Source organism: Xanthomonas cassavae CFBP 4642 (assembly GCF_000454545.1).
Classification (GTDB): domain Bacteria; phylum Pseudomonadota; class Gammaproteobacteria; order Xanthomonadales; family Xanthomonadaceae; genus Xanthomonas; species Xanthomonas cassavae.
In genome coordinates, this window is the sequence record NZ_CM002139.1 from 122,087 (window position 1) to 143,842 (window position 21,756).

21 protein-coding genes and 1 pseudogene are annotated in these 21,756 nt (G+C 68.3%); 12 read left to right on the plus strand and 10 right to left on the minus strand.

Features of this window, described 5'->3' with window-relative positions; genetic code table 11:
* Positions 1-56 precede the first annotated feature (56 nt).
* Genes XCSCFBP4642_RS0100535 through folE form a run of 3 tightly spaced genes read right to left on the minus strand, consistent with a single transcriptional unit; the run spans position 57 to position 2,839 of the window.
* Positions 57-761, minus strand: a complete 705-nt coding sequence (locus XCSCFBP4642_RS0100535) for a DUF4194 domain-containing protein (protein ID WP_029218072.1) — start codon at positions 759-761, stop codon at positions 57-59.
* Positions 748-2,217 carry a DUF3375 domain-containing protein gene (locus tag XCSCFBP4642_RS0100540; RefSeq protein WP_029218073.1) on the minus strand — a complete coding sequence of 490 codons (1,470 nt, stop codon included), beginning with the start codon at positions 2,215-2,217 and terminating at the stop codon, positions 748-750. Before XCSCFBP4642_RS0100540 ends, XCSCFBP4642_RS0100535 begins: the two co-directional genes overlap by 14 nt.
* Positions 2,218-2,236: 19 nt before the next feature.
* Positions 2,237-2,839, minus strand: a complete 603-nt coding sequence (folE, locus tag XCSCFBP4642_RS0100545; protein WP_029218074.1) for a GTP cyclohydrolase I FolE — start codon at positions 2,837-2,839, stop codon at positions 2,237-2,239.
* A 130-nt stretch (positions 2,840-2,969) separates the two neighbouring features.
* On the opposite strand from folE, the gene XCSCFBP4642_RS0100550 reads away from it, so the two are divergent.
* From XCSCFBP4642_RS0100550 to XCSCFBP4642_RS0100570, 5 genes are all read left to right on the plus strand, one after another.
* On the plus strand, positions 2,970-3,434 hold the full coding sequence (locus XCSCFBP4642_RS0100550; protein WP_029218075.1) for a MarR family winged helix-turn-helix transcriptional regulator: 465 nt from the start codon (positions 2,970-2,972) through the stop codon (positions 3,432-3,434).
* Between the two features lie 183 nt (positions 3,435-3,617).
* A complete protein-coding gene (locus XCSCFBP4642_RS0100555) occupies positions 3,618-3,827 on the plus strand; it encodes a DUF1656 domain-containing protein (RefSeq protein ID WP_029218076.1) in 210 nt (69 codons plus the stop codon).
* A complete protein-coding gene (locus XCSCFBP4642_RS0100560) occupies positions 3,824-4,750 on the plus strand; it encodes an efflux RND transporter periplasmic adaptor subunit (RefSeq protein WP_029218077.1) in 927 nt (308 codons plus the stop codon). Before XCSCFBP4642_RS0100555 ends, XCSCFBP4642_RS0100560 begins: the two co-directional genes overlap by 4 nt.
* Positions 4,747-6,201, plus strand: coding sequence for an efflux transporter outer membrane subunit (locus XCSCFBP4642_RS0100565; RefSeq protein ID WP_029218078.1), 1,455 nt, complete (start codon positions 4,747-4,749; stop codon positions 6,199-6,201). Before XCSCFBP4642_RS0100560 ends, XCSCFBP4642_RS0100565 begins: the two co-directional genes overlap by 4 nt.
* Positions 6,198-8,462, plus strand: coding sequence for an FUSC family protein (locus XCSCFBP4642_RS0100570; protein ID WP_029218079.1), 2,265 nt, complete (start codon positions 6,198-6,200; stop codon positions 8,460-8,462). The genes XCSCFBP4642_RS0100565 and XCSCFBP4642_RS0100570 overlap by 4 nt, the downstream gene beginning before the upstream one ends.
* 259 nt (positions 8,463-8,721) lie before the next feature.
* Here the strand turns inward: XCSCFBP4642_RS0100570 and XCSCFBP4642_RS23615 are convergent, their stop codons facing one another.
* From XCSCFBP4642_RS23615 to XCSCFBP4642_RS0100595, 4 genes are all read right to left on the minus strand, one after another.
* The gene (locus XCSCFBP4642_RS23615) at positions 8,722-9,837 is read right to left on the minus strand and encodes a saccharopine dehydrogenase family protein (RefSeq protein WP_033898776.1); all 1,116 of its coding nucleotides are present in this window, start codon (positions 9,835-9,837) and stop codon (positions 8,722-8,724) included.
* A gap of 76 nt (positions 9,838-9,913) precedes the next feature.
* Entirely contained in the window at positions 9,914-10,549 is a 636-nt protein-coding gene (locus tag XCSCFBP4642_RS23620; RefSeq protein WP_425480161.1) for a hypothetical protein, read from the minus strand.
* 825 nt (positions 10,550-11,374) lie between these two features.
* Entirely contained in the window at positions 11,375-13,030 is a 1,656-nt protein-coding gene (locus tag XCSCFBP4642_RS0100590; protein ID WP_029218080.1) for a M56 family metallopeptidase, read from the minus strand.
* A gap of 3 nt (positions 13,031-13,033) precedes the next feature.
* Entirely contained in the window at positions 13,034-13,420 is a 387-nt protein-coding gene (locus XCSCFBP4642_RS0100595) for a BlaI/MecI/CopY family transcriptional regulator (protein WP_029218081.1), read from the minus strand.
* A gap of 243 nt (positions 13,421-13,663) precedes the next feature.
* Here XCSCFBP4642_RS0100595 and XCSCFBP4642_RS0100600 point away from each other — a divergent pair, with 243 nt between their 5' ends.
* Positions 13,664-14,128 (plus strand): MarR family winged helix-turn-helix transcriptional regulator, encoded by a 465-nt coding sequence (locus XCSCFBP4642_RS0100600; RefSeq protein ID WP_029218082.1) that lies wholly within the window; start codon positions 13,664-13,666, stop codon positions 14,126-14,128.
* 36 nt (positions 14,129-14,164) lie between these two features.
* Complete coding sequence (locus XCSCFBP4642_RS0100605; RefSeq protein ID WP_029218083.1) at positions 14,165-15,349, plus strand: FAD-dependent monooxygenase; 1,185 nt, start codon at positions 14,165-14,167, stop codon at positions 15,347-15,349.
* A gap of 862 nt (positions 15,350-16,211) precedes the next feature.
* Here XCSCFBP4642_RS0100605 and XCSCFBP4642_RS0100610 read toward each other — a convergent pair.
* Entirely contained in the window at positions 16,212-17,264 is a 1,053-nt protein-coding gene (locus XCSCFBP4642_RS0100610) for a nucleotidyltransferase family protein (RefSeq protein ID WP_235048248.1), read from the minus strand.
* Positions 17,265-17,691: 427 nt separating this feature from the next.
* On the opposite strand from XCSCFBP4642_RS0100610, the gene XCSCFBP4642_RS0100615 reads away from it, so the two are divergent.
* The 5 genes and pseudogenes from XCSCFBP4642_RS0100615 (at position 17,692) to XCSCFBP4642_RS0100630 (ending at position 19,988) form a co-directional block, all read left to right on the plus strand.
* Positions 17,692-18,279, plus strand: coding sequence for a phage tail protein (locus XCSCFBP4642_RS0100615; RefSeq protein WP_228325660.1), 588 nt, complete (start codon positions 17,692-17,694; stop codon positions 18,277-18,279).
* A 24-nt stretch (positions 18,280-18,303) separates the two neighbouring features.
* Complete coding sequence (locus XCSCFBP4642_RS0100620; protein ID WP_029218086.1) at positions 18,304-18,855, plus strand: phage tail protein; 552 nt, start codon at positions 18,304-18,306, stop codon at positions 18,853-18,855.
* A 24-nt stretch (positions 18,856-18,879) separates the two neighbouring features.
* Positions 18,880-19,005, plus strand: a pseudogene (locus XCSCFBP4642_RS30595) (tail fiber protein); the annotation flags it as partial.
* Between the two features lie 87 nt (positions 19,006-19,092).
* Entirely contained in the window at positions 19,093-19,467 is a 375-nt protein-coding gene (locus tag XCSCFBP4642_RS29770) for a phage tail protein (protein ID WP_228325664.1), read from the plus strand.
* Positions 19,468-19,535: 68 nt separating this feature from the next.
* A complete protein-coding gene (locus XCSCFBP4642_RS0100630) occupies positions 19,536-19,988 on the plus strand; it encodes a GNAT family N-acetyltransferase (RefSeq protein ID WP_235048249.1) in 453 nt (150 codons plus the stop codon).
* Here the strand turns inward: XCSCFBP4642_RS0100630 and XCSCFBP4642_RS0100635 are convergent, their stop codons facing one another.
* Positions 19,989-20,810, minus strand: coding sequence for a sulfotransferase domain-containing protein (locus tag XCSCFBP4642_RS0100635; protein WP_029218088.1), 822 nt, complete (start codon positions 20,808-20,810; stop codon positions 19,989-19,991).
* Positions 20,807-21,610 (minus strand): hypothetical protein, encoded by an 804-nt coding sequence (locus tag XCSCFBP4642_RS0100640; RefSeq protein ID WP_228325658.1) that lies wholly within the window; start codon positions 21,608-21,610, stop codon positions 20,807-20,809. Before XCSCFBP4642_RS0100640 ends, XCSCFBP4642_RS0100635 begins: the two co-directional genes overlap by 4 nt.
* Between the last annotated feature and the right edge of the window lie 146 nt (positions 21,611-21,756).

The following is a 21,756-nucleotide window of genomic DNA, read 5'->3' on the forward strand; positions in this document are numbered from 1 at the left end:
CCTCATCCGCCCTTCGGCCTCCTTCTCCCGGAGGGAGAAGGAAGATGCAAGAGGCATCAATCCAGCGCGACCTCCCCCTCACGCAGTTCCCGATACGCCACCACCAACGCCTGCACATCCTCTGCCGAGAACAACAGCTTCAACACCGGCGACACCTCATATCGCTCCTCGCTGCCGCGCAGCCGCGACAGCAACTGGTTGTCGCGCATCTTGCCGATGGCCGTCATCACCCGCCGCGTGAACCCGGCCTTGTCGGTGGAGACGTTCTTTTCGTACACCGACAACGCCTCCACCAACTGCGCCTCGTCCACCACCGCGCGCTCGCCGCGCGTATCGGCCTCGGCCAGCTGCTGGCGCAGAAACAACAGCAGCACCGACTCGATGAAGGTCAGCGGCGCGCTGCGCAGCAAGGTGGGCGATTCCAGCTCGGCGGTGTCGGCCTGGCGGGTAAACGCCACCCCGCCCTCGCGGTCCAGCACCAGTTCCAGGAACAGCTCGCACAACATCTGGCGGATGGCCGCTTCATTGCGCAGCAGCGCCGGCCATAACGCGCCATGCCGCTGCGCATCGATGCTGGGCCCGGCCAGCAACTGGCACAGCGCGCGGCGCGCCTCGAACGGCAACGTGCCGGTGTCGCCCAGGAACAGCGCACCGTCCGGTGCGTCGCCGGCGGCATCGCTGGCGCGCAGCGGGGTGGCTCTGTCGGCAGCGCCCCCGTCGTCCTCATGCATGTCGGACCGCGCCTGCTCAGACCAGTTCATTGCGTTTCTCCCGGGTAAACCACACCAAGGGAATGCGCGCGCGGCGCACCGCGCCGTCGCCGCCTTCCCATTGCACCGTCTCCATCTGGCCGTCGATCACCATGCCGTGGCGCGTGCCCAGCGACAGATAGCCGATCACGCTGCCCAGCCCCTGCGCGGCCGGGCGTTGCTGCAGGGCATCGCCGATGGTGAGCCGCGGCTGTTGCCCAAGCAGCACGTACAGATCGTTGCGCAGGGTGCGCACATCGATCTCCGACTGCGCGACCAGGTCGCCCACGCTGTCCAGCGAGATGTCCGCCGCATCGGCCGCGTACACGCGGCCATCGACCTGGGTCAGCCGCGGGTCGTGCAACCGCCATTGCGACAGCGAGCGCAGCCGGCTGCTGCTCAGCGCCTGGGTGTAGCCGGTGGCAGCGGTGGCGTGCAGGCTGTCGCGCAGCTGCAGGGCTTCGCCCTGGGCCTGCTTGAGCAACTGGTTGAGCCTGCGCTGTTCCAGATAGCCGCGGCTCTGCACGAACCCGCGCAGGCTGCGTGCGAAGTGCTGCATCACCGTGTGCACTTCGCCACCGCGCTCCAGCAGCGTGCCGGTGAGCCCGCGCAGAAAGGCGCGTTCGCGACGATCCAGCTTGCGCGCGAACCCGCGTGCGAGCAGGGCGTCCAGCGCCTGGTCCAGCTGGCTGCTTTGCTGGGTGTCGTTGAGCAGGCTCCAGAACGCCTCGAAGGTGCGCCCGGCCTCGCTGTCGGCGATCACGTCCACGCCGTTGAACAGCTGCTCCAGCACATCGCCGCGCGCGCCTTCGTCATCGATGATGCGCTCGCGGAACTGGCGGTTGAGCTGCTCGAAGTCGTCGCGGACGCGATGGAAATCCTCCGCCAGCTCGTCGGAGAGATGAATCAGGTCGCGGGCACGTTCCAGCGCGCGCTTGCCATCCAGCGCAGCAACGCGGCCAGAGGCCACCCGTTCGATTTCGGCATCGATGCGGGCACGTTCGTCGCGCAGGGCGGCCAGCCGCACCTCCGGGTCGTCTTCGGTCTGGCCGGCCAGCTGCACCAGCTGCTGGATCACCAGCGACAGCCGGCTTTCGGTGGCGCTGCTGCCGCTCTCGCGCAGGCCGGCGATGAAGCGGATCGCCTGGGTGGCCGCGCGCGAGAGTTCGTATTCCTCTTCGGCCGCCCCCTCGGGCAGGCGGCGTTCCAGCCAGCCCTGCGCCAGCCAGTGCGCCAGATAGGCCTGCGCGGTGCGCGGCAGTTCGCGCGAGAGTTCATCGCCGCGCAGCGCGTCCAGCTGGCGCTGCAGGCGCGCGTGCAGCGCCGCCGACGGCAACCGGCGTTCGCCATCCATCAACACCGTCTGCAGCAGGCCGATCAGCTCCGGAGCATGATCGGCGGCCAGCAGTTTCCACACCGGCCGCTCGCGCAATTGGCGGTAGCCGGCAATGCGTGCCTGGTGCTTCATGGCGACGGCAACAGCTGCCTCAACGCTTGCTGCCCACTTCGAGGAACTGCAGGAATTCGGCGCGGGTGCGCGCGTCTTCGCGGAAGCTGCCCAGCATCTTGGAGGTCACCATGCTGACGCCGCGCTTGTGGATGCCACGGGTGGTCATGCATTCGTGCGCGCCTTCCACCACGACGCCCACACCGCGCGGCTGCAGCACGTCCTGGATGCACTGGGCGATCTGGGCGGTCATCTTTTCCTGCACCTGGAAGCGGCGCGCGTAGCTTTCCACCACCCGGGCCAGCTTGCTGATGCCCACCACCTTGCCGCGCGGCAGGTAGCCCACGTGCACCTTGCCGATGATCGGCGCCATGTGGTGTTCGCAATGGCTTTCGTAGGAGATGTCGCGCAGCACGATCAGTTCGTCGTAGCCGGCCACTTCCTCGAAGGTGCGCTCCAGGTATTCGCGCGGTTCCTCGCGGTAGCCGCTGAACCAGTCGCCGTAGGCTTCGGCCACCCGGCGCGGGGTGTCCAGCAGGCCTTCGCGGGCGGGGTCTTCGCCGGCCCAGCGCAGCAGGGTGCGCACGGCGTCTTCGGCCTGGGCCTGGGTGACGGTGGAATCGGGCTGGTCGGACTGGCTCATGCGCAGGTACACCCAAAGGGGGCGAGCATGGTACCCGAGGACGGGCCGGCGGCCCCAGTGGCGGTTGCGGCTGCTGCCGCGGGTTCAGTGACTATTGATTCATTGTTGAATTGATAGCATCCTTACTATTATGACGAGCACACTTTTCGCTCCCCGCGCCCAGCTCAGCTCCGGCCTGCTGGTGGCCGCCCGGCAATGGCAGCGGCTGGCCGACCAGGCCTTCGAAGCGTTTGGCCTGTCCAGCGCCTGCACCGGGCCCTTGCTGATGGTTGGTCGCTCCGGCGGCGGTATCCGCCAGGTGGCGCTGGCCCAGCAATTGGGCATGGAAGGCCCATCGCTGGTACGGCTGCTGGACAAGCTGGCCGCGCAGGGGCTGGTCCGGCGCGAGGCCGACAGCAGTGACCGCCGCGCCAACCAGTTATGGCTCACCGACGAGGGCCAGGCGCTGGTGGTGCGGATCGAGGCCCGGCTGGATGCGTTGCGGACCGAGGTCTTCGGCACGCTCAGCGAGGCGCAGGTGCACGTGGTGCTGACGCTGTGGGAGCAGATCGCGCAGGCGTATGCGCGGCTGGGCCAGTCCGAGCCGAGCGGCTAACGGAGCGACGGGCGCGGCTGTCCGGCAGGCATGGACGGCACCGAGTACCCGCCGCATCTGACCCCTGCGCGCCGGCCCGGCGGCGACGCAGCAGGTCTGTGGCTCGGCATGCGCGGTGCGCGTGCCAATGGCCACTCACAGGTGCTGCCGGGTGGTGGTGCCTTTTATAAGCAGGAAATCCCGATGTACGGCGAGTTCAGTCTCTACGGTGTGTTCGTTCCCACCCTGCTGGCGTTGATGACGCTGGCCTATCTGCTCAACAGCGCGCTCGCTGCGCTGCTGACCCGCGCCGGCGCGTATCGCCACATCTGGCACCCGGCGCTGTTCAACCTGGCGCTGTACGTCGCGCTGCTGGGCGGTTTGTTTTCTCTCATGCGTTGGATGCAATCGTGAAAAAGCTGATCAAGACCGCGGGGCCGGCGCTGCTGACCCTGGCAATGGTGGTGATGGCCGCGCTGGTGCTGCAGCACCTGTGGCAATACTACATGGAGGCGCCGTGGACGCGCGATGCGCACGTGGGTGCCGATGTGGTGCAGGTGGCGCCGGACGTCTCCGGGCTGGTGGAGTCGGTGGCAGTGGCCGACAACCAGCACGTCCGGCGTGGGCAGCTGCTGTTTGTGGTGGACCGCGCGCGCTATGCGATTGCGCTGGAACAGGCGCAGGCGGCGCTGGCCGAGCGGCAGGCCACGCTGAGCCAGCTGCGCCGCGAGATTGCGCGTGACCGCAGTCTGCAGGACCTGGTGGCCGCCGAAGATGCCGAGGTGCACCGCTCGAACGTACACAAGGCGCAGGCCGCCGTGGCCACCGCGCAGTCGGCAGTGGATCTGGCCCAGCTCAATCTGGACCGCACGCAGGTGCGCAGCCCGGCCGATGGCCATGTCAGCGACCGCACCGTGCGCGTGGGCGATTACGTCAGCGCCGGGCGCCCGGTGGTGGCGGTGCTGGATACCGGCTCGTTCCGTGTCGATGGCTATTTCGAAGAAACCCGCCTGCGGGGCGTGCATGCCGGCCAGCGCGTGGAGGTGCACCTGATGGGCGAGCCGATGACCTTGCACGGGCATGTGCAAAGCATCGCCGCCGGTATCGAGGACCGTTACCGCAGCGGCAATGCAGGCGCCTTGCCCAACGTCACGCCCGCGTTCGACTGGGTGCGGCTGGCACAGCGCATCCCGGTGCGCATTGCGCTCGATGAGGTGCCCACGCACGTGCAGCTGATCGCCGGGCGCACCGCCACGGTGGCGATCCTGCCCGATGCGGCGTCTACCGCGCCGACAATGGCAGCGCCTGCCTCTGCGCAGGCCAAGGCGGCGCCATGAACGCCCTGCGCCTGCTCGGTCTGAGCATCGTCATCGCCAGCATGGCCGCCTGCAGCACGGTGGGCCCCGACTATGCACTGCCACCCGATGCCGCCTACAACCGCCCGGCGGCCAACGCGCCGTTCCTGGACTCCGGCAATGCCCAGGTGCAGCCCGGCGCAGCGCTGCCGGCACGCTGGTGGGCGCTATACCAGGACCCGATGCTGGACGGCCTGATCGAACAGGCCCTGCGCGACAACGTCGAGCTGAAGGTGGCCGGCGCCAACCTGCGTCGCGCCGCGGCGGTCTACGAACAGGCGCTGGACGCGGGCGGTTTCGATTACGAGGTGGACGCCGGCGTCAGCCGCGCGCAGGTCTCGGCCGAAGCGTTCCTGCAGGAAGAAGCGCTGCCGGTGTTCAACCTGGCCGACGGCAAGCTCGGCGTGTCGTATCAGTTCGATCTGTTCGGCAAGCTGCAACGCGGCGCCGAGGCGGCGCATGCCGACACCCAGGTGGCACAGGCCGCCATCGATCTGGCGCGGGTGACGGTAGCGGCGCAGGTCGCCGGCAGTTACGTGGAGATCTGCCACGCCAACCACGAGCTGCACGTGGCCGAGCATTCGCTGCAGCTGCAGCAGCGCAGCCGCGACATGACCCAGCGCCTGATCGCCGCCGGCCGCGGCACACCGCCCGACCTGGCGCGCGCCACCGCGCAGGTGGCGATGCTGGAAGCGGCGCTGCCGCCGCTGCGCGCGCGCCGCCAGGCCGCCGGTTACCGATTGGCGGCGCTGCTCGGCAAGACGCCCGGCGAGCTGCCGGCCGGCGTGGACCGCTGCGACCAGCCGCCCGCGCTGCAGCAGCCGATTCCCGTTGGCGACGGACGCGCATTGCTGGCGCGCCGGCCGGATGTGCGCCAGGCCGAACGCCGGCTGGCCGCAGCCACCGCGCGCATCGGCGTGGCCACCGCCGAGCTGTACCCGGACATCCGCCTGGGCGGTTCGATCGGCGCCACCGGTTTGTTGGCGGACTTCGGCGAGCCGGCCACGCACGCGTGGTCGTTCGGCCCGCTGATCTCCTGGACGCTGCCCTCGGCCGGTGCGCATGCCCGCGTGCGCGCCACCGAAGCCGGTGCCGACGCGACGCTGGCGCAGTTCGACCACACCGTGCTGCAGGCCTTGCGCGAGGTGCAGACCGCATTGTCGCGCTACGCGCAGGATCTGGACCGCCTGCACCTGCTCGAACAGGCGCAGCAGCAGGCCGATCTGGCGTCGGCGCAGAACCGCCGCCTGTACCAGGGTGGCCGCACGCCGTATCTGTCCAGCCTGGATGCCGAACGTACCCTGGCCACCGCCGACATGACCCTGGCCAATGCGCAGGCGCAGGTCTCGCAGGATCAGCTGCAGGTGTTCCTGGCCCTGGGGGGCGGCTGGGAAGCGACCGCCGGCCGCACCGACCCGACTGCCGCGCGATGAACGCCCTGCTGCGCGATCGCCAGGCCTGGCTGTTTTCGGTCAAGACCTTCGCCGCCTCGATCGCGGCGCTGTACGTGGCGCTGGCCGGCAATCTGTCGCGGCCGTATTGGGCCATGGCCACGGTCTACATCGTCTCGCAACCACTGCTCGGCCCGACCCGCGCCAAGGGTGTATACCGCGTGCTCGGCACCTTGCTGGCCGGCGCCGCCACCTTGGTCATGCTGCCGAACCTGGTGGAAACGCCGCTGCTGCTGAGCGCGGCGATGGCGCTATGGCTGTCGGTCTGCCTGTTCCTGGCGCTGCTCAACCGCGGCCCGCGCGGCTATGCCTTCCTGCTGGCCGGCTACACCGCCGCCTTCATCGGCTTTCCGGCGGTGACCTCGCCCGAAGGCATCTTCGACACCGTGGTGGCCCGCAGCGAAGAGATCATCCTGGGCACGGTGATGGCGGTATTGTTCGCCTCGCTGGTGTTCCCGGCCTCGGTGCGGCCGATGCTCCATGCACGCATCGGCACCTGGATGCAGGATGCCGCGCAATGGTGCCGGCAGGTGCTGCAGCGCGGTCCTGCACACGCCCCGCGCAACCGGCTGGCGGCCGACCTGGTGCAGTTCGATGCCTTGATCGCCTTCGTCCGTCACGACGACCCGCGCCATACCGGTGCGGTGCCGGCAATGGAGCAGCTGCGCGCACGCATGGTGCTGCTGTTGCCGGTGCTGTCGTCGATCACCGACCAGCTGCAGGCCGTGCATGACGTGCACGGCACCGGTTCGCCTGCGCTGCCGCAGCTGCTGGACGACATCGGCGCCTGGATCGAACAGGGCCAGGACGCCGACAGCGCCGCCGCCCTCGCCGACCTGCACGCGCGCATCGCCGCCCTGCGCCCGGCCGTGGACGACGACCTGCAGCGCCTGCTACGCAACAGCCTGTTGCTGCGCCTGCAGGAGCTGCTGGAGCTGTGGCAACAGTGCCGCGCGCTGGAGCACGGGTTGTTGCACGACGCCACCACCCCGGCGCCCGACGGTGCCGCCTCTGCGACGACCTGGCCGCCGGACGCACGCGTCAACCCTGCTGCCGCAGCATCCCACGCGGCCAGCCGACAGGCAGACAGCGATGCGGTGCAGCCCCACGCCGCAGCGCCGACAGGTGGGCCGCACGCCGCCTCATCTGTTGGGCGCAGTGCAGGCAATGCCATGCACGGCTCCGGGCGGCAACGCCTGCCCTGGCGACGCAGCGCTGCCACCGCAGTGACCACGCGTGCGCCCGGCGCCTCCAACGCCCGCCATCTCGACCTGGGCATGGCCGGGTTCTCCGCACTGAGCGCCGGCAGTGCGCTGATGGCCTACTGCGTGCTGTGGATCGGTATCGGTTGGGAAGGCGGCGGCAATGGCGCGATGATGGCGGCGGTGACGGCGGCCTTTTTCGCGGCCCAGGACGACCCGGCGCCCAGCATGCTGTCGTTCCTCACCTGGGCCGGGGTCGCCAGCGTGGTCGCCGGCATCTACCTGTTCGGCATCTTCCCGGCCATCCACGATTTCCAGATGCTGGTGCTGGTCCTGGCGGCGGTGTTCCTGCCCCTGGGCGCGCTGCTGCATCGTCCCAGGACCATGCTGATCGCGCTGCCGCTGGTGGTGAACCTCACCGCGTTGCTGAGCCTGCAGAACACCTACAACGCCAACATCCAGAGTTTCGTCAATGCAGCGGTGGCGATGGTCCTGGGCATTGGATTTGCCGTGGTGCTGACGCGACTGTTCCGCTCGGTGAGTGCCGAATGGAGCGCGCGCCGGCTGGTGCGCCAGGGCTGGCGCACGCTGGCCGACGCCGCCGACGGCCGCGGCACGCAGGACCGGCAGCTCTTTGCCGCGCGCATGCTGGATCTGCTCGGCTTGCTCGCACCGCGGCTGGCACTGGCGCCGGAAGGCAGCGAGCTGGCCTCGGTGGACATGCTCAACGACGTGCGTGTGGGCTTGAACATCCTGCAGCTGCGCAACGCACGTCATGACCTGCCACACGCCAGGGTGGAAGCGGTGGACGCGATCCTGGCCGCGGTCGCCGCGCATTACCGGCAGCAAGTTGCCGACAAGCGGGTGTTGCCGGCCCCGGCGGTATTGCGCGATCGCCTGGATGCTTCGTTGTCGCGCGTCGGCCAGAGTGCGGCTGGGCCACAGCGCGATGCGCTACTCGGGCTGATCGGCCTGCGCCACAGCCTGTTCGCACGCGCAGCGACGCAACCCCACACGTCCGCTCATCCCAAGCCGGCGTAGTGCGCCAGGACGGGACGCGGCCGTGTCCCCCTGGCCGGCCTCAGTGCCCAGAGATCCAACAGCCAGCGTATGCGGCCCGGCCTTATCGCTACAGTTCTCTGCAGGAAAGTGCGTAGCTCAGGTGTCGTTTTGGAGGTACTTGCTGATTTCCCGCCCGTTGTCTGCGCTACGAATGTCCATTCATGTGCCTTGTGGGCGTTCGTACACCCGCGTATCGCAAACCCGGCCCGCAGCGCTGCCGTGACCGCCACGGCGCCGGTTACGCCGGCACTTCTGCCAGCTGCGTCTGCATCTGCCACACAGCAAATTCCTGTTCGAACTCGGCCAGGGTCAGCAGCCCCATGCAGGCGTGCGCGCCGCTCGGCATCCGCTGCCCTGCCGCAAGTTTGCGCACCAGCAGGATCGCGGCGAAACAGGGGATCTCCGGTCCGTGCAGCATCGCCGCGGTGAGATCCCAGCGCACGGTGAGCGGCTGGCCATCGCGCTCGCCGGCCAGTTCCACGCGCATGCCGCCCAGGTCGGTGCCGAAGCGGTCGAACCAGCGCCCGGCGCGCGCAAGGACCGTGGCCAGGCGCGCCATCGGCAGCGGTACTTCGTGCTGGCGCAACCAGGCGATGGCCGCCAGGCAACGCTGCAGGAAGGGCACTTCCAGCGCGGCGCGAAACTGCACGGTCCGCACGCCGGGATAACGCTGCGGCAGCAGGTCGTGGTCGGGCACATCGCAGGGCGATGCCAGCCGCGGTGCCAACTGTGCGAACTGCACGCGCTGCGGCGCTGCCCAGCCCACCACGGCCTGCCAACGGCCCTGGCTCCACCACGTAAACGGCGTGCCGCAATACGACAGCACCGCACGCACGGTGGCCAGCCCCAGCGGCGTGCCCTGCGCAGGCGCGATCACCATGCGGATCTCGTGCAAGGCGGAAAAGCGCGGCAGCAACGCATCGATCACCGCGCTGGAGAGCGCCGGCAAGGTGCTGGCGCCGCTGACGGCGACGCGCTGCGCCTGACGTGCAGGCGCGTCCAGGGCGGCTGCAAAGTCGCGCACGAAGGCGCGGCCATCGGCCAGATCGATGTAATGCATGCCGGCCTGCAGGCAGCTGCAGGCCACCGCATAGGCTTGCCCCTGAAATGGCCCGGCCGTGTGTACCACCGCATCGGCGCCGGTGGCCGCCAGCCGCGTCGTGAAATCGGCGGCATCGATATCCAGCCGGCACGTCGAAAGACGGCCCGGTGCGGCGTCCGGCCAGTGCACGGCGACCTCACCGGGATGCCGGCCAGCCGCAATCACGTGTATCTGCGGCATGGCCGCCAGCGCCCGCACAATGCGCGCACCGAAATGCCCGAAGCCCCCCAATACCACCACCCGGTACGTCATCGCCTGCTCGCCGTCTGCCTGCCGCACAGTATCGGCGAGCACGGCGGCATTGGCGCCATGCAGCGCTGAGCTGGGCTCAGTGCAACGCGCCGGCGACCTGCGTGGCCAGCCCGCTTTTCAGCGCATCGCGCAGCACCTGCAGCGCCTGGCGTGTGGCGCGCGCCTGCGCGGCGGTTTGCTTGCGGGTCAAGGTGGCCTGCCGGTTGGCCAATGCGCGCTGCTGGCCGGCCAGTGCCTGCAGCGCCGCCGGCGCCATGCCCGATGAACCGTCCGCGGAGCCGGGTGCAGCCGGTGTGCCGGTGGATGCCTGCAGCACGCGCGGTCGTGCTTGCGCAGACAGCTGCGCGGCCAGGGCGGCGTGCTGCTCGCTCAGGACCTGCTGGCGCGCGGCCAATGCGGTTTGCGCCCGGCCCAGCTGCCGCAGTGGCGCATGCGCCACCGCCATGCGATGCAGCAGCGTGGGGTCGCGTACCACGTAGTCCACCCCATCGGCACGGAACCACAGCAGCTGCTCGCCCTTGCGTACATGGCGACGCGCGGTCTGCAGGTCGCTGAGCGAACCGTGCATTGCCTGGCGGTCGCCCTGGACCAGTACATAGGCATCGCCCTCGGTTGCAGGTGCGGCAGTGTCGGGCGCAGCCGCCTTACCGCAGTGCCGGCCCGCCCCGGCCAAGGCCACGGAGCGTGTGCGCGTCGGTGCGGCCGGAGCCATCGGCGGCAAAGGTGCGATGGGTCTGACGGGCGCGATGGGTGCGACCGGTGCACCAGGCAGACCAGGTGCGCGGGGCGCCACAGACGCTGCCGGTGCGATCGGTGCGATTGGCGAGGCAACTGCCGCCGGCTGCGCCGGGACCACTGGCGACACGGCGGCAACCATCGGTACCAACTGCGCCGACGCGCAGGCACTGACGATCGACGATGGGGCGGCGACAGCAGCAAGCGTCAGCAACAGCGCCTGACGCAGGCACGACGAAGGACACGTGGTCTGGATCATGGGAGATCTCCACAAAGGGCACAGGGCAAGGGATACCGCCTGTGCAGGACACACAGGCCGGGGACAGCGATGACGCGGCCACGGCATTGCCGACGCTGCAGGCGTCGTCACGCAGGAGTACAGGGCTGTGGCGGGCCCGTGGTGATGCAGGTGCTGCCTGTCCCTGACACAACCAGCGCAGTGCGCCGGCAGGTGTGTGGGTCAGGACGTGCCTACTGCGGTCGTGTGTCTACCGACCGTACGCGGCCGAAAGTGGAGTGAGGCCGCATCCCGCACAGTGCCGCTGTGCGTGCGCCAGAGACCACGGCTGGCCTGACGTGTGGTCGGCAGCCCGCCCGCGCAGGTTGGCTCTCGATGTTCGGTCGTTGCATCTGTTCGGTACCTGCGGCGATCTGCACAACGGTGCGGCCGGCCGTCAACCGGTGCGGAGGATGCGCTCAGCCGAGGCCACGCCCAGGACCGGAGCGTGCACGTGGCCCATGCCGGCTCCAGGCACCGGCCGCTGCCGCCTGACACTGAGCGCAGTCGCGTCGTTGATGGCTCCTAGTTGTTCTGCGCCTGTTCTGCCTCTGCCTGCGCTTGTTCGGCTTGCGCCTGCGCACGCTCCGCCTCCCGTTGCGCTTGCGCCGCTTCCTGTTGCCCGCGCGCAGCCTCGACGCTGGCCTGACGTGCGGCCTGTCTGCCCATCTCGGCCTGGTGCCGGGCCTGCTCGGCTGCATGGCGTACCGCTGCGGCATAGGCGTATTGGGCGTTGCGCTGCTGCTGCGCGTCCTGCCTGGCCTGCGCCAGCGCAGGGCCGAGCGCAGCCAGTTGTTCGCGGGCTTCCTGCAATGCGTCCTGCGCCTCCTGCATGTGTTCCTGCTGCAGTTCGACATCGCGGTTGCCGGTGGCCAATACTTCCTGCAGCGCGGCACGCGCCTGCGGTATGGCCGAGGCCAATGCCTCCTGGGTGACCCGCTCCACATAGGCATCCCAGTCCGCGGACGACACGCCCGCCGCGCTGTCGGAGGGCAACGCCATGTCGAGCACCTTGGCAATGACGCCCTGCGTGCCAGGTGCCGCTGCGGCCGCAGGCATGGCCGGCTGCGCCGGTGCCGGCAACGCGCGCATCGGTTCGGCCGCCGCCGCGCCGTGTGCCGGGCGCGCCGCGATGGCCGGCGCGCTCACCACGATCGGCTGCAGGCCGGGCGAAGCCACCGGCACCGGCATGGCGACCAGACGCAGCGGCAGCACACCGCACACAGCGACCAGTGCCAGGATCATCGCAGCGGCCAGCCGCGGACACGTGCGGGTGTCCTGCAACATCGACAAGCGGCGCTTCAGGCTGAGGAACGAGGGTGACGCGCTTGCCACGCCACCGTGCGGACGCGGCGCCACGCCCAGTTGCAGCAGCAGCCGCCCGTAGTGGTGACGGCAATGGCGGTGCCCGGCGACCACTGCCGCGTCGCAGGCCGCCTCGCGGGCAATCGCGTACTCGCGCGCGGCCAGATGCACCAGCGGATGGAAGAAGAACAGGTGCTGGGCCAGCGCCGGCAGCAGTCCCCACCACAGGTCGCCGCGGCGCAGGTGGATCAGCTCGTGGGTCAGCGCCATGTCCAGGTCGTCGTCGGCCATCTGCGGCAGGCGCGCGGCGGGCAACAGCAGCACCGGCCGCCACGGGCCGATCAATTGTGGCGAATCGATCCGCGCAGACAGCCGCAACGCAGGCGGGCGCGACAGGCCATGCGCTTCGGCCGCCATCTGCAGGGCCTGGACCAGCGCGCGGTCGGTGCAGGGTGCCGCCGCGCGCACCAACGCACGGCTACGCAGGTAGGCGCGCACTGTGCCGGCGGCCAGCACCAGCACCCCGGCGGCCCAGAGCGCCAACACCGCCAGCATCCACGACGGCCCGGACGCCGCGCCAATGGCGGAGGCACCGGCCTGCACGGCGGTGGCTGTCGTCGCCATCGGCGCCAGGCTGGCGGCCGAATCCAGCGCCGCGGCAGGCGCTTGCGCCGGCAGCACCTGCAAGCGCACCGGAGTGATCCACAGCAGGCCAACCACCGCCTGCACCCCCACCAGCCACCACAGCCAGGTCTGGGTGGCGGCCGGCAGACGCCGCAGACCGCGGCACAGCCCCCACACCACCAACACCAGCGCGGCGGTCTGCACACTGGTGGCACCGAGTTTCCACAGCATCGATTCGATCAGCAGCGACATGGCTCAATCCTCCTTGCGCTGCGACTGCAGCTTGGCGACCAACGCTTCCAGTTCGGCCAGCTCGGTATCGCTGACCTCGGCACGCTGCGACATCCACGCCACGAAGGGCGACACCGAACCCTGCAGCGTCTTTTCCACGAACTGCCCCACCGCCGAGCGCACCACATCGTCCTGCCCGGCGGTGGCGCTGTAGCGATACACCCCCTCGACCTGCTTGCGTCGCAAGAACCCCTTGGTGCGCAGCCGCTCCATCATGGTCAGCACGGTCGAGCGCGCCAGCCCACGCGGTTCGCCAAACGCGGCCGCCACTTCGCCCACGCTGGCGTGCCGCTGTTCTTCGACGTATTGCAACAGGGCCAGCTCCTGGTCCCCGATGGTCTTGCCGCGCATGGCGGTCTCCTGACTACAGTTGTCGCTACCCTAGGCCTGACTACAGCTGTCGTCAATAGGTCGGATGGCAGGGTGCTGCACGGCCTGTCGCCGTACAGCCGCCGGGTCTTGCATCCGACCGTTACCACTGCAGGCAGACCGGGCCGCATGCCACCACCCGTGACGCCACACAGCCACGCCTGGCCCGCATGCCCGATACCATCTGCACACGGCCATGTGGCACCACTTTCGGTTTTGATGCAGATGCACGACCAAGACGCGTTGATTCATCCCCAGGCCGTAGTGGCGCCGGGGTATCTGGCCAACCACGCGGCACGCGTGTTCAACCGCCTGGTGGATGCGCAGTTGCGGCCGCACGGCGTGTCGCTGGCGCTGATCGGGCCGATCATGCTGCTGTCCTGGAAAGGGCCAATGCTGCAGCGGGATATGGTCATCGCCTCGGCGATCAAACAACCGGCCATGGTGGCGCTGCTGGACAAGCTGGAGGGACTGGGCCTGATCAAACGGACGCCCACCCCGCAGGACCGGCGTGCGGCGCTGGTGGCGCTGACCGCGCGGGGACGCAGGATCGCCACCCTGGGCGGCAAGGTGCTGATCGATCTCAATGCGCAGGCATTGCAGGGGTTTTCTGCCGAGGAGGCACAGCAGACCGTGTTGTTGATGCAGCGGCTGATCGCCAACCTGGAGCAGCATGGCCAGAGCCTGTAATATCACTCCTGATATTTCACTCTTCAGGTGGTTCCGATGGCCCGTCGCTTCCTCATCACCGGCGCCAGCATCGCCGGCAACACTGCCGCCTGGGCGCTGGCCGGCCACGGCATGGACGTCACCGTGCTGGAGCAGGCGGCCACGTTCAGGGACGGCGGCCAGAACGTCGATGTTCGCGGGGTCGGCCGCGAGGTGCTGCAGCGCATGGGGCTGGAGCAGGCCGCACTGGACCACGGCACCGGCGAAGAAGGCACCGCTTGGATCGATGCGCATGGCGAGGCAGCCGCCACCTTCCGCACCGAGGCCCTTGACGGCGATGGCCCCACTGCGGAGCTGGAAATCCTGCGCGGCGATCTGGCCCGCCTGTTGTACGAGGCCGCGCGTGATCGCGCCCACTACCGTTTCGACGACCGGATCGCCGGCATCGAGGAAGACGGCAGCGGCGCAACCGTCACCTTCGCCAGCGGGCGGCGCGAACAGTTCGACGCGGTGATCGTGGCCGAAGGCGTGGGCTCGACCACCCGCGAGCTGCTGTTTCCGGAGGAAAACGCACCGCGCTGGATGGACCTGACCATTGCATACTTCACCATTGCACGCGTGCCCGGCGACGACCAGCTGTGGCGCTGGTACCACACCACCGGCGGGCGCAGCGTATCGCTACGGCCGGATCCGCACGGCAGCATGCGCGCGATGCTGTCAATCCAGACACCCGCCGCGGGCGAGCAGGAGTGGAGCGTAGAGCGGCAAAAGCAGTATCTGCACGACGTGTTTGCCGATGCCGGGTGTGAAGCGCCGCGCGTACTGGCGGGCATGGACACCACCGACGACTTCTACTTCGACGCCTTGCGCCAGGTGCGCATGCCGCGCTGGCATCGCGGCCGCGTGGTGCTCACCGGCGATGCGGCCTGGTGCGCCACGCCACTGGCCGGAATCGGCACCACTCTGGCGGTGACCGGCGCCTATGTGCTGGCTGGTGAACTGGCCCTGCAAGATGATCTGCAGCAGGCCTTCGCACGCTACGCAGCGGCCATGCGCCCGATGGTGGAGCAGGCGCAGGGCGTGCCCAAGATCGGCGCGCGCCTGATGAATCCCCACAGCCGGCTCGGCATCCAGTTGCTGCATGGCGCACTGAAACTGGCCAGCCAACCCGGCGTGCAGACGCTGGGCGCGAAACTGATGACACCGACGATCAAGGCACCGGATCTATCGCGCTATCGCTGAGGCGCCACGCAGCGGCCGAACCTCGGCTGCAGCTACGCAGGGCGATGACGTGCGTGTCATCCATCTGACGACGAGATGCCAGGCAGATCACACTGCAGGGTCTGGGCAAGCGCACCGCTCGTGGCACATGGCCGCTGCACGTCTCCATGTTCCGCGCCCACTTTACACCACCAAGGTGAGGCAGATGCCCGGGCCGGGCGTCTGGAGACGTCGTGGTGGATTGACCCGCCGACAGGTTCCGCGGCCTGCAGATCGCATCAGTGGCAGTCGGCGTGCAACCACGCCTGCAGCGCGCGCGTGAGCAGCGCGCCTCATTCGATCAACCGCTCGGTGGGTGGGCGCTCGGCATGCATTGCGTGTAGATGTCGGGATGTTCCGCGCCGCCGTGGTGTGGTCATCTGGCATCGCTCCAATGAAGGCAATCAAGTCTGCCCAGCAGCCCGGTGGTGCACGCGATCTTGGGCGAACGTGCTCCTCACGTGCTCCTGCGGAGACGCAGCGGTGCCGCTGCGTGCCATGGCTGCTCCGCAACACGCGCCATCAGCGCCGGTTACCCGGCGACGACGACGCTCCGGCGCACATGCAGCTTCGGCGTTGCCCACGCGCACTGGCGTATCGGCCAACAGTGCCACCACGAGCGCCGATCGCTGGAGCAACGGGTTTCCTGCGACTTTACATCGAGTATTTGGCGCGCTACTGGCAACGATTGGGAATTTCAGAGCGGCGCGGTTCGTCCCATGATGCTGCCGACTCGCATCGAGGATGCTCGTCTGCCCCGGGCAGCTTCCGGACACAGCACTCAATGTTCGCTGGTGTTCAACGCTGCACACCAGGCAGCAGCGGCATTGTTGAAGCCGGCACGCTAGGTCTGCAGGTGCCTGCGCTTGAGCAAATGCTGCCTGGCCAACCGGATGATGCGCACGCCAACGTAGGCCCAATGCAATGCGCCTGGCAACGGTACGGCCTGGCGATCCATGTCGGTCGGAGCGAGCAGGACGGGCAGCAGTTGCACGCGGCCGCGCCAGGTCGATTGCAGCGATAACAGGTGCCTGATGTAGGCAAACACTCCCAGCCGTACCGCCAGATCCGCACCGCGGTCGGATCCGAGCGCATCCATGCACGGCAGCAACGCGGCGGCGGCCGGCCTGGCCTTTTGCAGCAACGCAGGCTGCCGCTGTAGCGCGGCCGGCAAAGCGATGCCCAGGCTCGCTTCTGCCAGCAGCGCACTCAGCGCCAGCTGTCGTTCCACCCCAAGCCGACATGCCAACGCGAGGACCGCCTCCCAATCCACTTGCGCGCTGCGCAGTGCCTGCGCCATGTCCACCAGCCAGAAGGCACGATGCCAGTGATGCTTGGTGCCGTGGAAGGCGGCATAGACCACGGCCGCTGGCGGCGACAGCGTGGGTACCTGCATCCCGGCCACCACGACAGTGCTGAGATGATCGCGCCAGACCTGTTGGGTCAGCGGAAACTGGCGCTCATGGTTGGCCAGCCGCAGATGCAGCTCCAGCACCACGCCGGTCGCGTGGTGGTGCAATGGCAAGGCATGGTTGTGGCGGCAGTATTTCACCGGATCGAGCGCGGCCTCCGGTTGCAGTGCGTAGCCCAGCACGCTCAGCGCAGAGAGCGCGTCCTGGGTGGCATGCGGCTCGATCAGCAGATCGATATCGCATGCCTCGCGGCGGTGCAGTTGACCGAACTGTGCCGCATATCCCAGGCCCTTGAGCAGGCAGCAGCGGATGTCCGCCTGCTGCAGCGCCGCGACCATCTCACGGATGGCAGCAGTCTGTTGCAGCGACTGCAGCAGCATGCGTTGCTGCCGCCGCCGCAATCCATCGCGCACTGCAACAGGAACACTCGAGGTCAGGGTGTCGGCAGCGGGCAACGCCAACGCCATCCGGTGCTGTGCAAGCACGCGTTCGAACGCGGCCGCATCGGACGGCGCGGCCGGCAGTGGCCGTCCTGCAGCCGCACCCGCGTGGTGTCGCCACAACGAAAGCACGTAACCGAATGCGGGGGACCACGCCGCACAAGCGCTCTCGACCGTCACGGCGCAGTGCGCCTCAACGTGCGCCCGCACGAGAATCGCAAGTGGTGAACATGCTCACCCTAGGGCATCTGCGACATGTGCTACGTTCGCTGTCAGGGGTCATTTCTGCATCTGCAGATTGCGGGGAAACTGAGTCAAGTCCTGATTCATCCACATCGTCGTGTGCCTGACAACTGGCTTTGTCGGCGTCCCGCCAAGGACGTTCTGTGGCGCACGCCTGCACATTAATAGCATAGCGTTCGCGGCGCCGGCCGTTGCGCAGGCGCCCCATCCGCAGTGTCACGCGCCTCGTATGCGTGACGTGCGTCGTCGTGGTTTTCACATCAGAAGGAGTGCACGGATGACAGATGCATATCTTGGCGAAATTCGCTTGTTCCCGTTTGATTGGACCCCGCGGGGATGGCTACCTTGCGACGGTCGAACGCTGACGATCCAGGGCAACCAGGCGCTGGCGTCGCTGCTCGGTGCCCAGTACGGCGGCGACGGCAGGACCAACTTCAATCTGCCGGACCTGCGCGGCCGCGTCCCGGTCAGCCAGGGCATCAATCCATCGACCACGCCGCCGGTGACCTATGCCGTCGGCAGTTACGGCGGCCTGGAAAGTGTGGCATTGACCGCCGCGCAGATTCCTCCGCATACGCATGGCGTGAATGCGGTCAATGCACCCGCGACCACTGCCGCGGTCGTGACCGCCTCCAACTTACTGCTCGCCCAGACCCCCGCACCGCACACCCTGTATGCGCCAGGCGGATCAACGGTGGGACTGGCCGCCGATTCGGTGAGCCAAGAGGGTGCAGGCGCCGCGCACAACAACGTACAGCCGTCGCTGGTGCTGAATTTCTGCATCTGCACGATGGGTCTCTATCCGCAGCACCCCTGACGCGGCGATAAAAGGAACAACATCATGGACGCTTATATCGGTCAGATCATTGTGTTCGCCGGCAACTACCAGCCTGAGGGTTGGGCGTTTTGCGACGGACGCCAGTTGTTGATCAACGATTACCCGGCCCTATACGCGCTGATCGGCGCCACCTACGGCGGCGATGCCAGAACCACGTTCAATCTGCCGGATTTGCGCGGCCGGTTGGCGATCGGCCAGGGTCAGGGCGTGGCGCGTGCACCGGCACCGCAATTGACCGCACGGGTGCTGGCGCAGCAGGTGGGCACCGAGACGGTGTCCTTGCAACTGGCAGAAATGCCCGCGCACCGGCATACCTTGCAGGCACTCAACACACCAGCTACCGCATTGACGCCCGCCGGCCAGTTGCCCGCCATTGCGCAGAACGGCGATGCGTCGTACTTCACCCCGCCCAGCGGAAGCGCGCCTGCGGTCAACACCTTGGCGACCAACGCGGTGAGCTCCAGCGGCGCCGGTCAGGCGCATGACAACCGCATGGCGACACAGACGCTGAACTACTTGATCTGCCTGAACGGATTGTTCCCGGATCGGCCGTGATCGGCCATCGCAAAGGAGTTCGACATGTCCAACAGTTTCATTGGTGAAATCCGCGCGTTTCCCTACAATTTCGCGCCGGAGGGCTGGCTCGATTGCATGGGGCAGACGGTCAGCGTGCAGCAATACTAGGCGCTGTTCGGGGTCATCGGGTTCACCTACGGCGGGGACAACCGCGCAACGTTCGGCTTGCCCGATCTGCGTGGTCGGGCCGTGCTGGGCCAGGGTCAGGGGCCGGGCTTGAGCAACCATACGATCGGCCAGTTGCAGGGCGCAGACAGCGTCGCGTTGACCTCGGTGTCGCAACTGCCGGCGCACACCCACACCATCACCAGCAAGTTCATGCCGCCTGGCACTGCCCCGGGTGCATCGTCCAGTACACCGAGTGCCAACGCCTACCTGTCGCGATTGCTCAACCCGACCCCTTCGCCGCCGGTCACCACCGCCGCTTTCGCGCCGAACTCGACTACGCCGCTGACGCCATTGGCGCCGAACGCGCTGACGCCGTTTCCATCCAGTCCGGCGCAGACGCAAGCGCACGAGAATCGCCAGCCGTTCGCGACGTTTCGCTACTGCATCTGCGCCACCGACGGCATCTTCCCACCCCGACCATGATGCCGCCGCAGTTCGCCTGCCCTGGGCCATTGCTGGCACGGGGCATGACGGTGCGACCGGAGTGCGCGATGGACCTGCCGGCGCTGCGTACGCTGTTCAGCACGCAGCGCTGGGCGGAATTCGCCATGCTGCCGTGGGACGATGCGGCGAAACAGGCCTTGCTCGACCAGCAGTTCGACGCGCAGCAGCGCCACTACACCAGTGCTTACGCGCACCGACAGTTCCTGGTGCTGCTGGACCGGGAGCGACTGGCAGGCCGGCTCTATCTGGGCGACAGCGCGGCCGGGGATCTCTGCGTGCTGGACATCCTGTTGTCGCCGGACCATCGCAACCGTGGCGTCGGCACAGCGCTGCTGGCGGCGGTCCAGGATCAGGCCGCGACAGCAGGCCGGCGCGTGTTGCTGGAAGTCGACAAAGGCAATCCGGCGGCCGGGCTTTACCGCAGGCTGGGCTTCGCGGCGGTGGGCGACACGGATACCAGCTGGCGCATGGCGTGGTCCGCGGCGACGACGCAGGGCTAGCTAGTGGTAGCCCAGCCAGGCCATTACCACACCATGGTCTGCGCGCAAGCGCGCGACCTGTGCGGCATCCAGGGCAGCATGCCAGGCACCGGCCTGGCCTTGGCGAAAGAACCGCTGCTGGCCGCGGCGGCGCTCGCTGAAGCCATCGCGTTCCTCGGCGTCGCGTAGCGCGTCGAAACGGCACGCGGCGACAGCACGCGCGATCCGTGCCGGGGCGGTGGGCAGGCCGAGGAATGCGGCCAGCCGCGCCGCTTCGCGCAATGGATGTGCCAGCAAGGCCTCATAGCGCAGCAGCAGATGGGGCCCCGGTGCTTCCTGCAGCCACGACACCACGTGGCTGGACCAGGCGCTGTAGCGCTGCGGGGTCTGTGGCTGATAGCCGGCCGAGCCCCTGCTCATCAGTAGGTCCGCATCACCCATCTGCGCGATTGCGGTGTCCACGTCGACGCGCATGTGATCGGCCCACGACGGCGCGACATCGCGCGGATCGCGCACGATGTACACCGTCCCCAGGGTCGCCGCTGCCGGGAACAGACGCGCGTCGTAACGATCGTGCACCTTGAGCAAGGCGCTGCCCTGCGCCGCGCAACATCGGTAGGCGCTGGCACGTAGGCGCTCCAGTTCTGCCGGGAGCAGATCGCCGTTATCCACCTCGACGTAGCGTTCAAGCCAGGTCCGCGAGGCGGCGTTGGGCATCGCCTGCCCTAGGTTGGCGAGATCGACATGTGACGCGCCGCTCTGCAAGCTGGAGATCAGGCAACGCACCCAGGTGTTGCCCGATTTGGGATAGGACGCGAGCCAGACGATACCGCGCTCGTTCACACCAGGCCGCTTTCGATGAGTTCGGCGGTGGCGGCCAGCGCATCGAAACGGCGCGGCCGCTGTAGACGCCAGGTCGGCACCTGGCGGGCGATCGCCGCCGCCTGCGCGAATGTGGTTGCACGCAGCCCCATGCGCGCAGCGGCCTGCGGTCGCGCCAGATTGGCGTGCAGCAGAGGCAGCGCGGCTGCGGGACTGCATCGTTGCAACTGCGGGTCCGGCGCGTCCTGAAGCAGCAGGATCGCATCCAACCGTGCTGGCGTGGCATCGAACCCTGCGTGCGGGCGCAGATCGAACTTGTCCATGCCCAGACGCACCCGCGACAAGCCGTCGCTGGGGAGATGCAGAGCATGCAGCGTGTCGTGCCACAGTTTCAGCCGCGGGAAAGCCGGCAGCACCTCGATGCTGCGCTCGTCGCAACGGAGGACGGTCAGATCGTCGCTGAAAAGGCCATGGCCGCGCTTGAGCAAGGCCGCAGATAGCGTGGATTTGCCGGCACCACTGTGGCCGGCGATGGCCACGGTCTTCCCGCCGATGCGCACGCACGCGGCATGCAGCGGAAACAGTCCGCGTTGCAGGGACAGATAGCCCAGCGCCGACCCCAGCAAGAACAGCCGCCACCCCTCATCGCGCAGGTTCAAACGTTGCACACGGATCGATCTGCCTGCCTGCACGTGGAGGCGGACCAGCTCCGGAATCTGCAGCAGCACCGAACCGTCGCGACCGACCTCGAACCACGACCCGGGCAGCTGTGCCGGATCGAGCCGGTCAGGCACTGCCGCTTCCTCGATGGTCACATCCACGCCATCCCCGTCGTCTGCCAGATTCGTTCCCGACCAGGGAGCAAGCTCGGGAAGTGCCAGCGTGCTCCGGACCCGCCAGCCACACAGCACATAGTCATGCCGGACCTGCCTGGAGGTAGACACAGCTGCGCGAGGGTGGCCCTGGA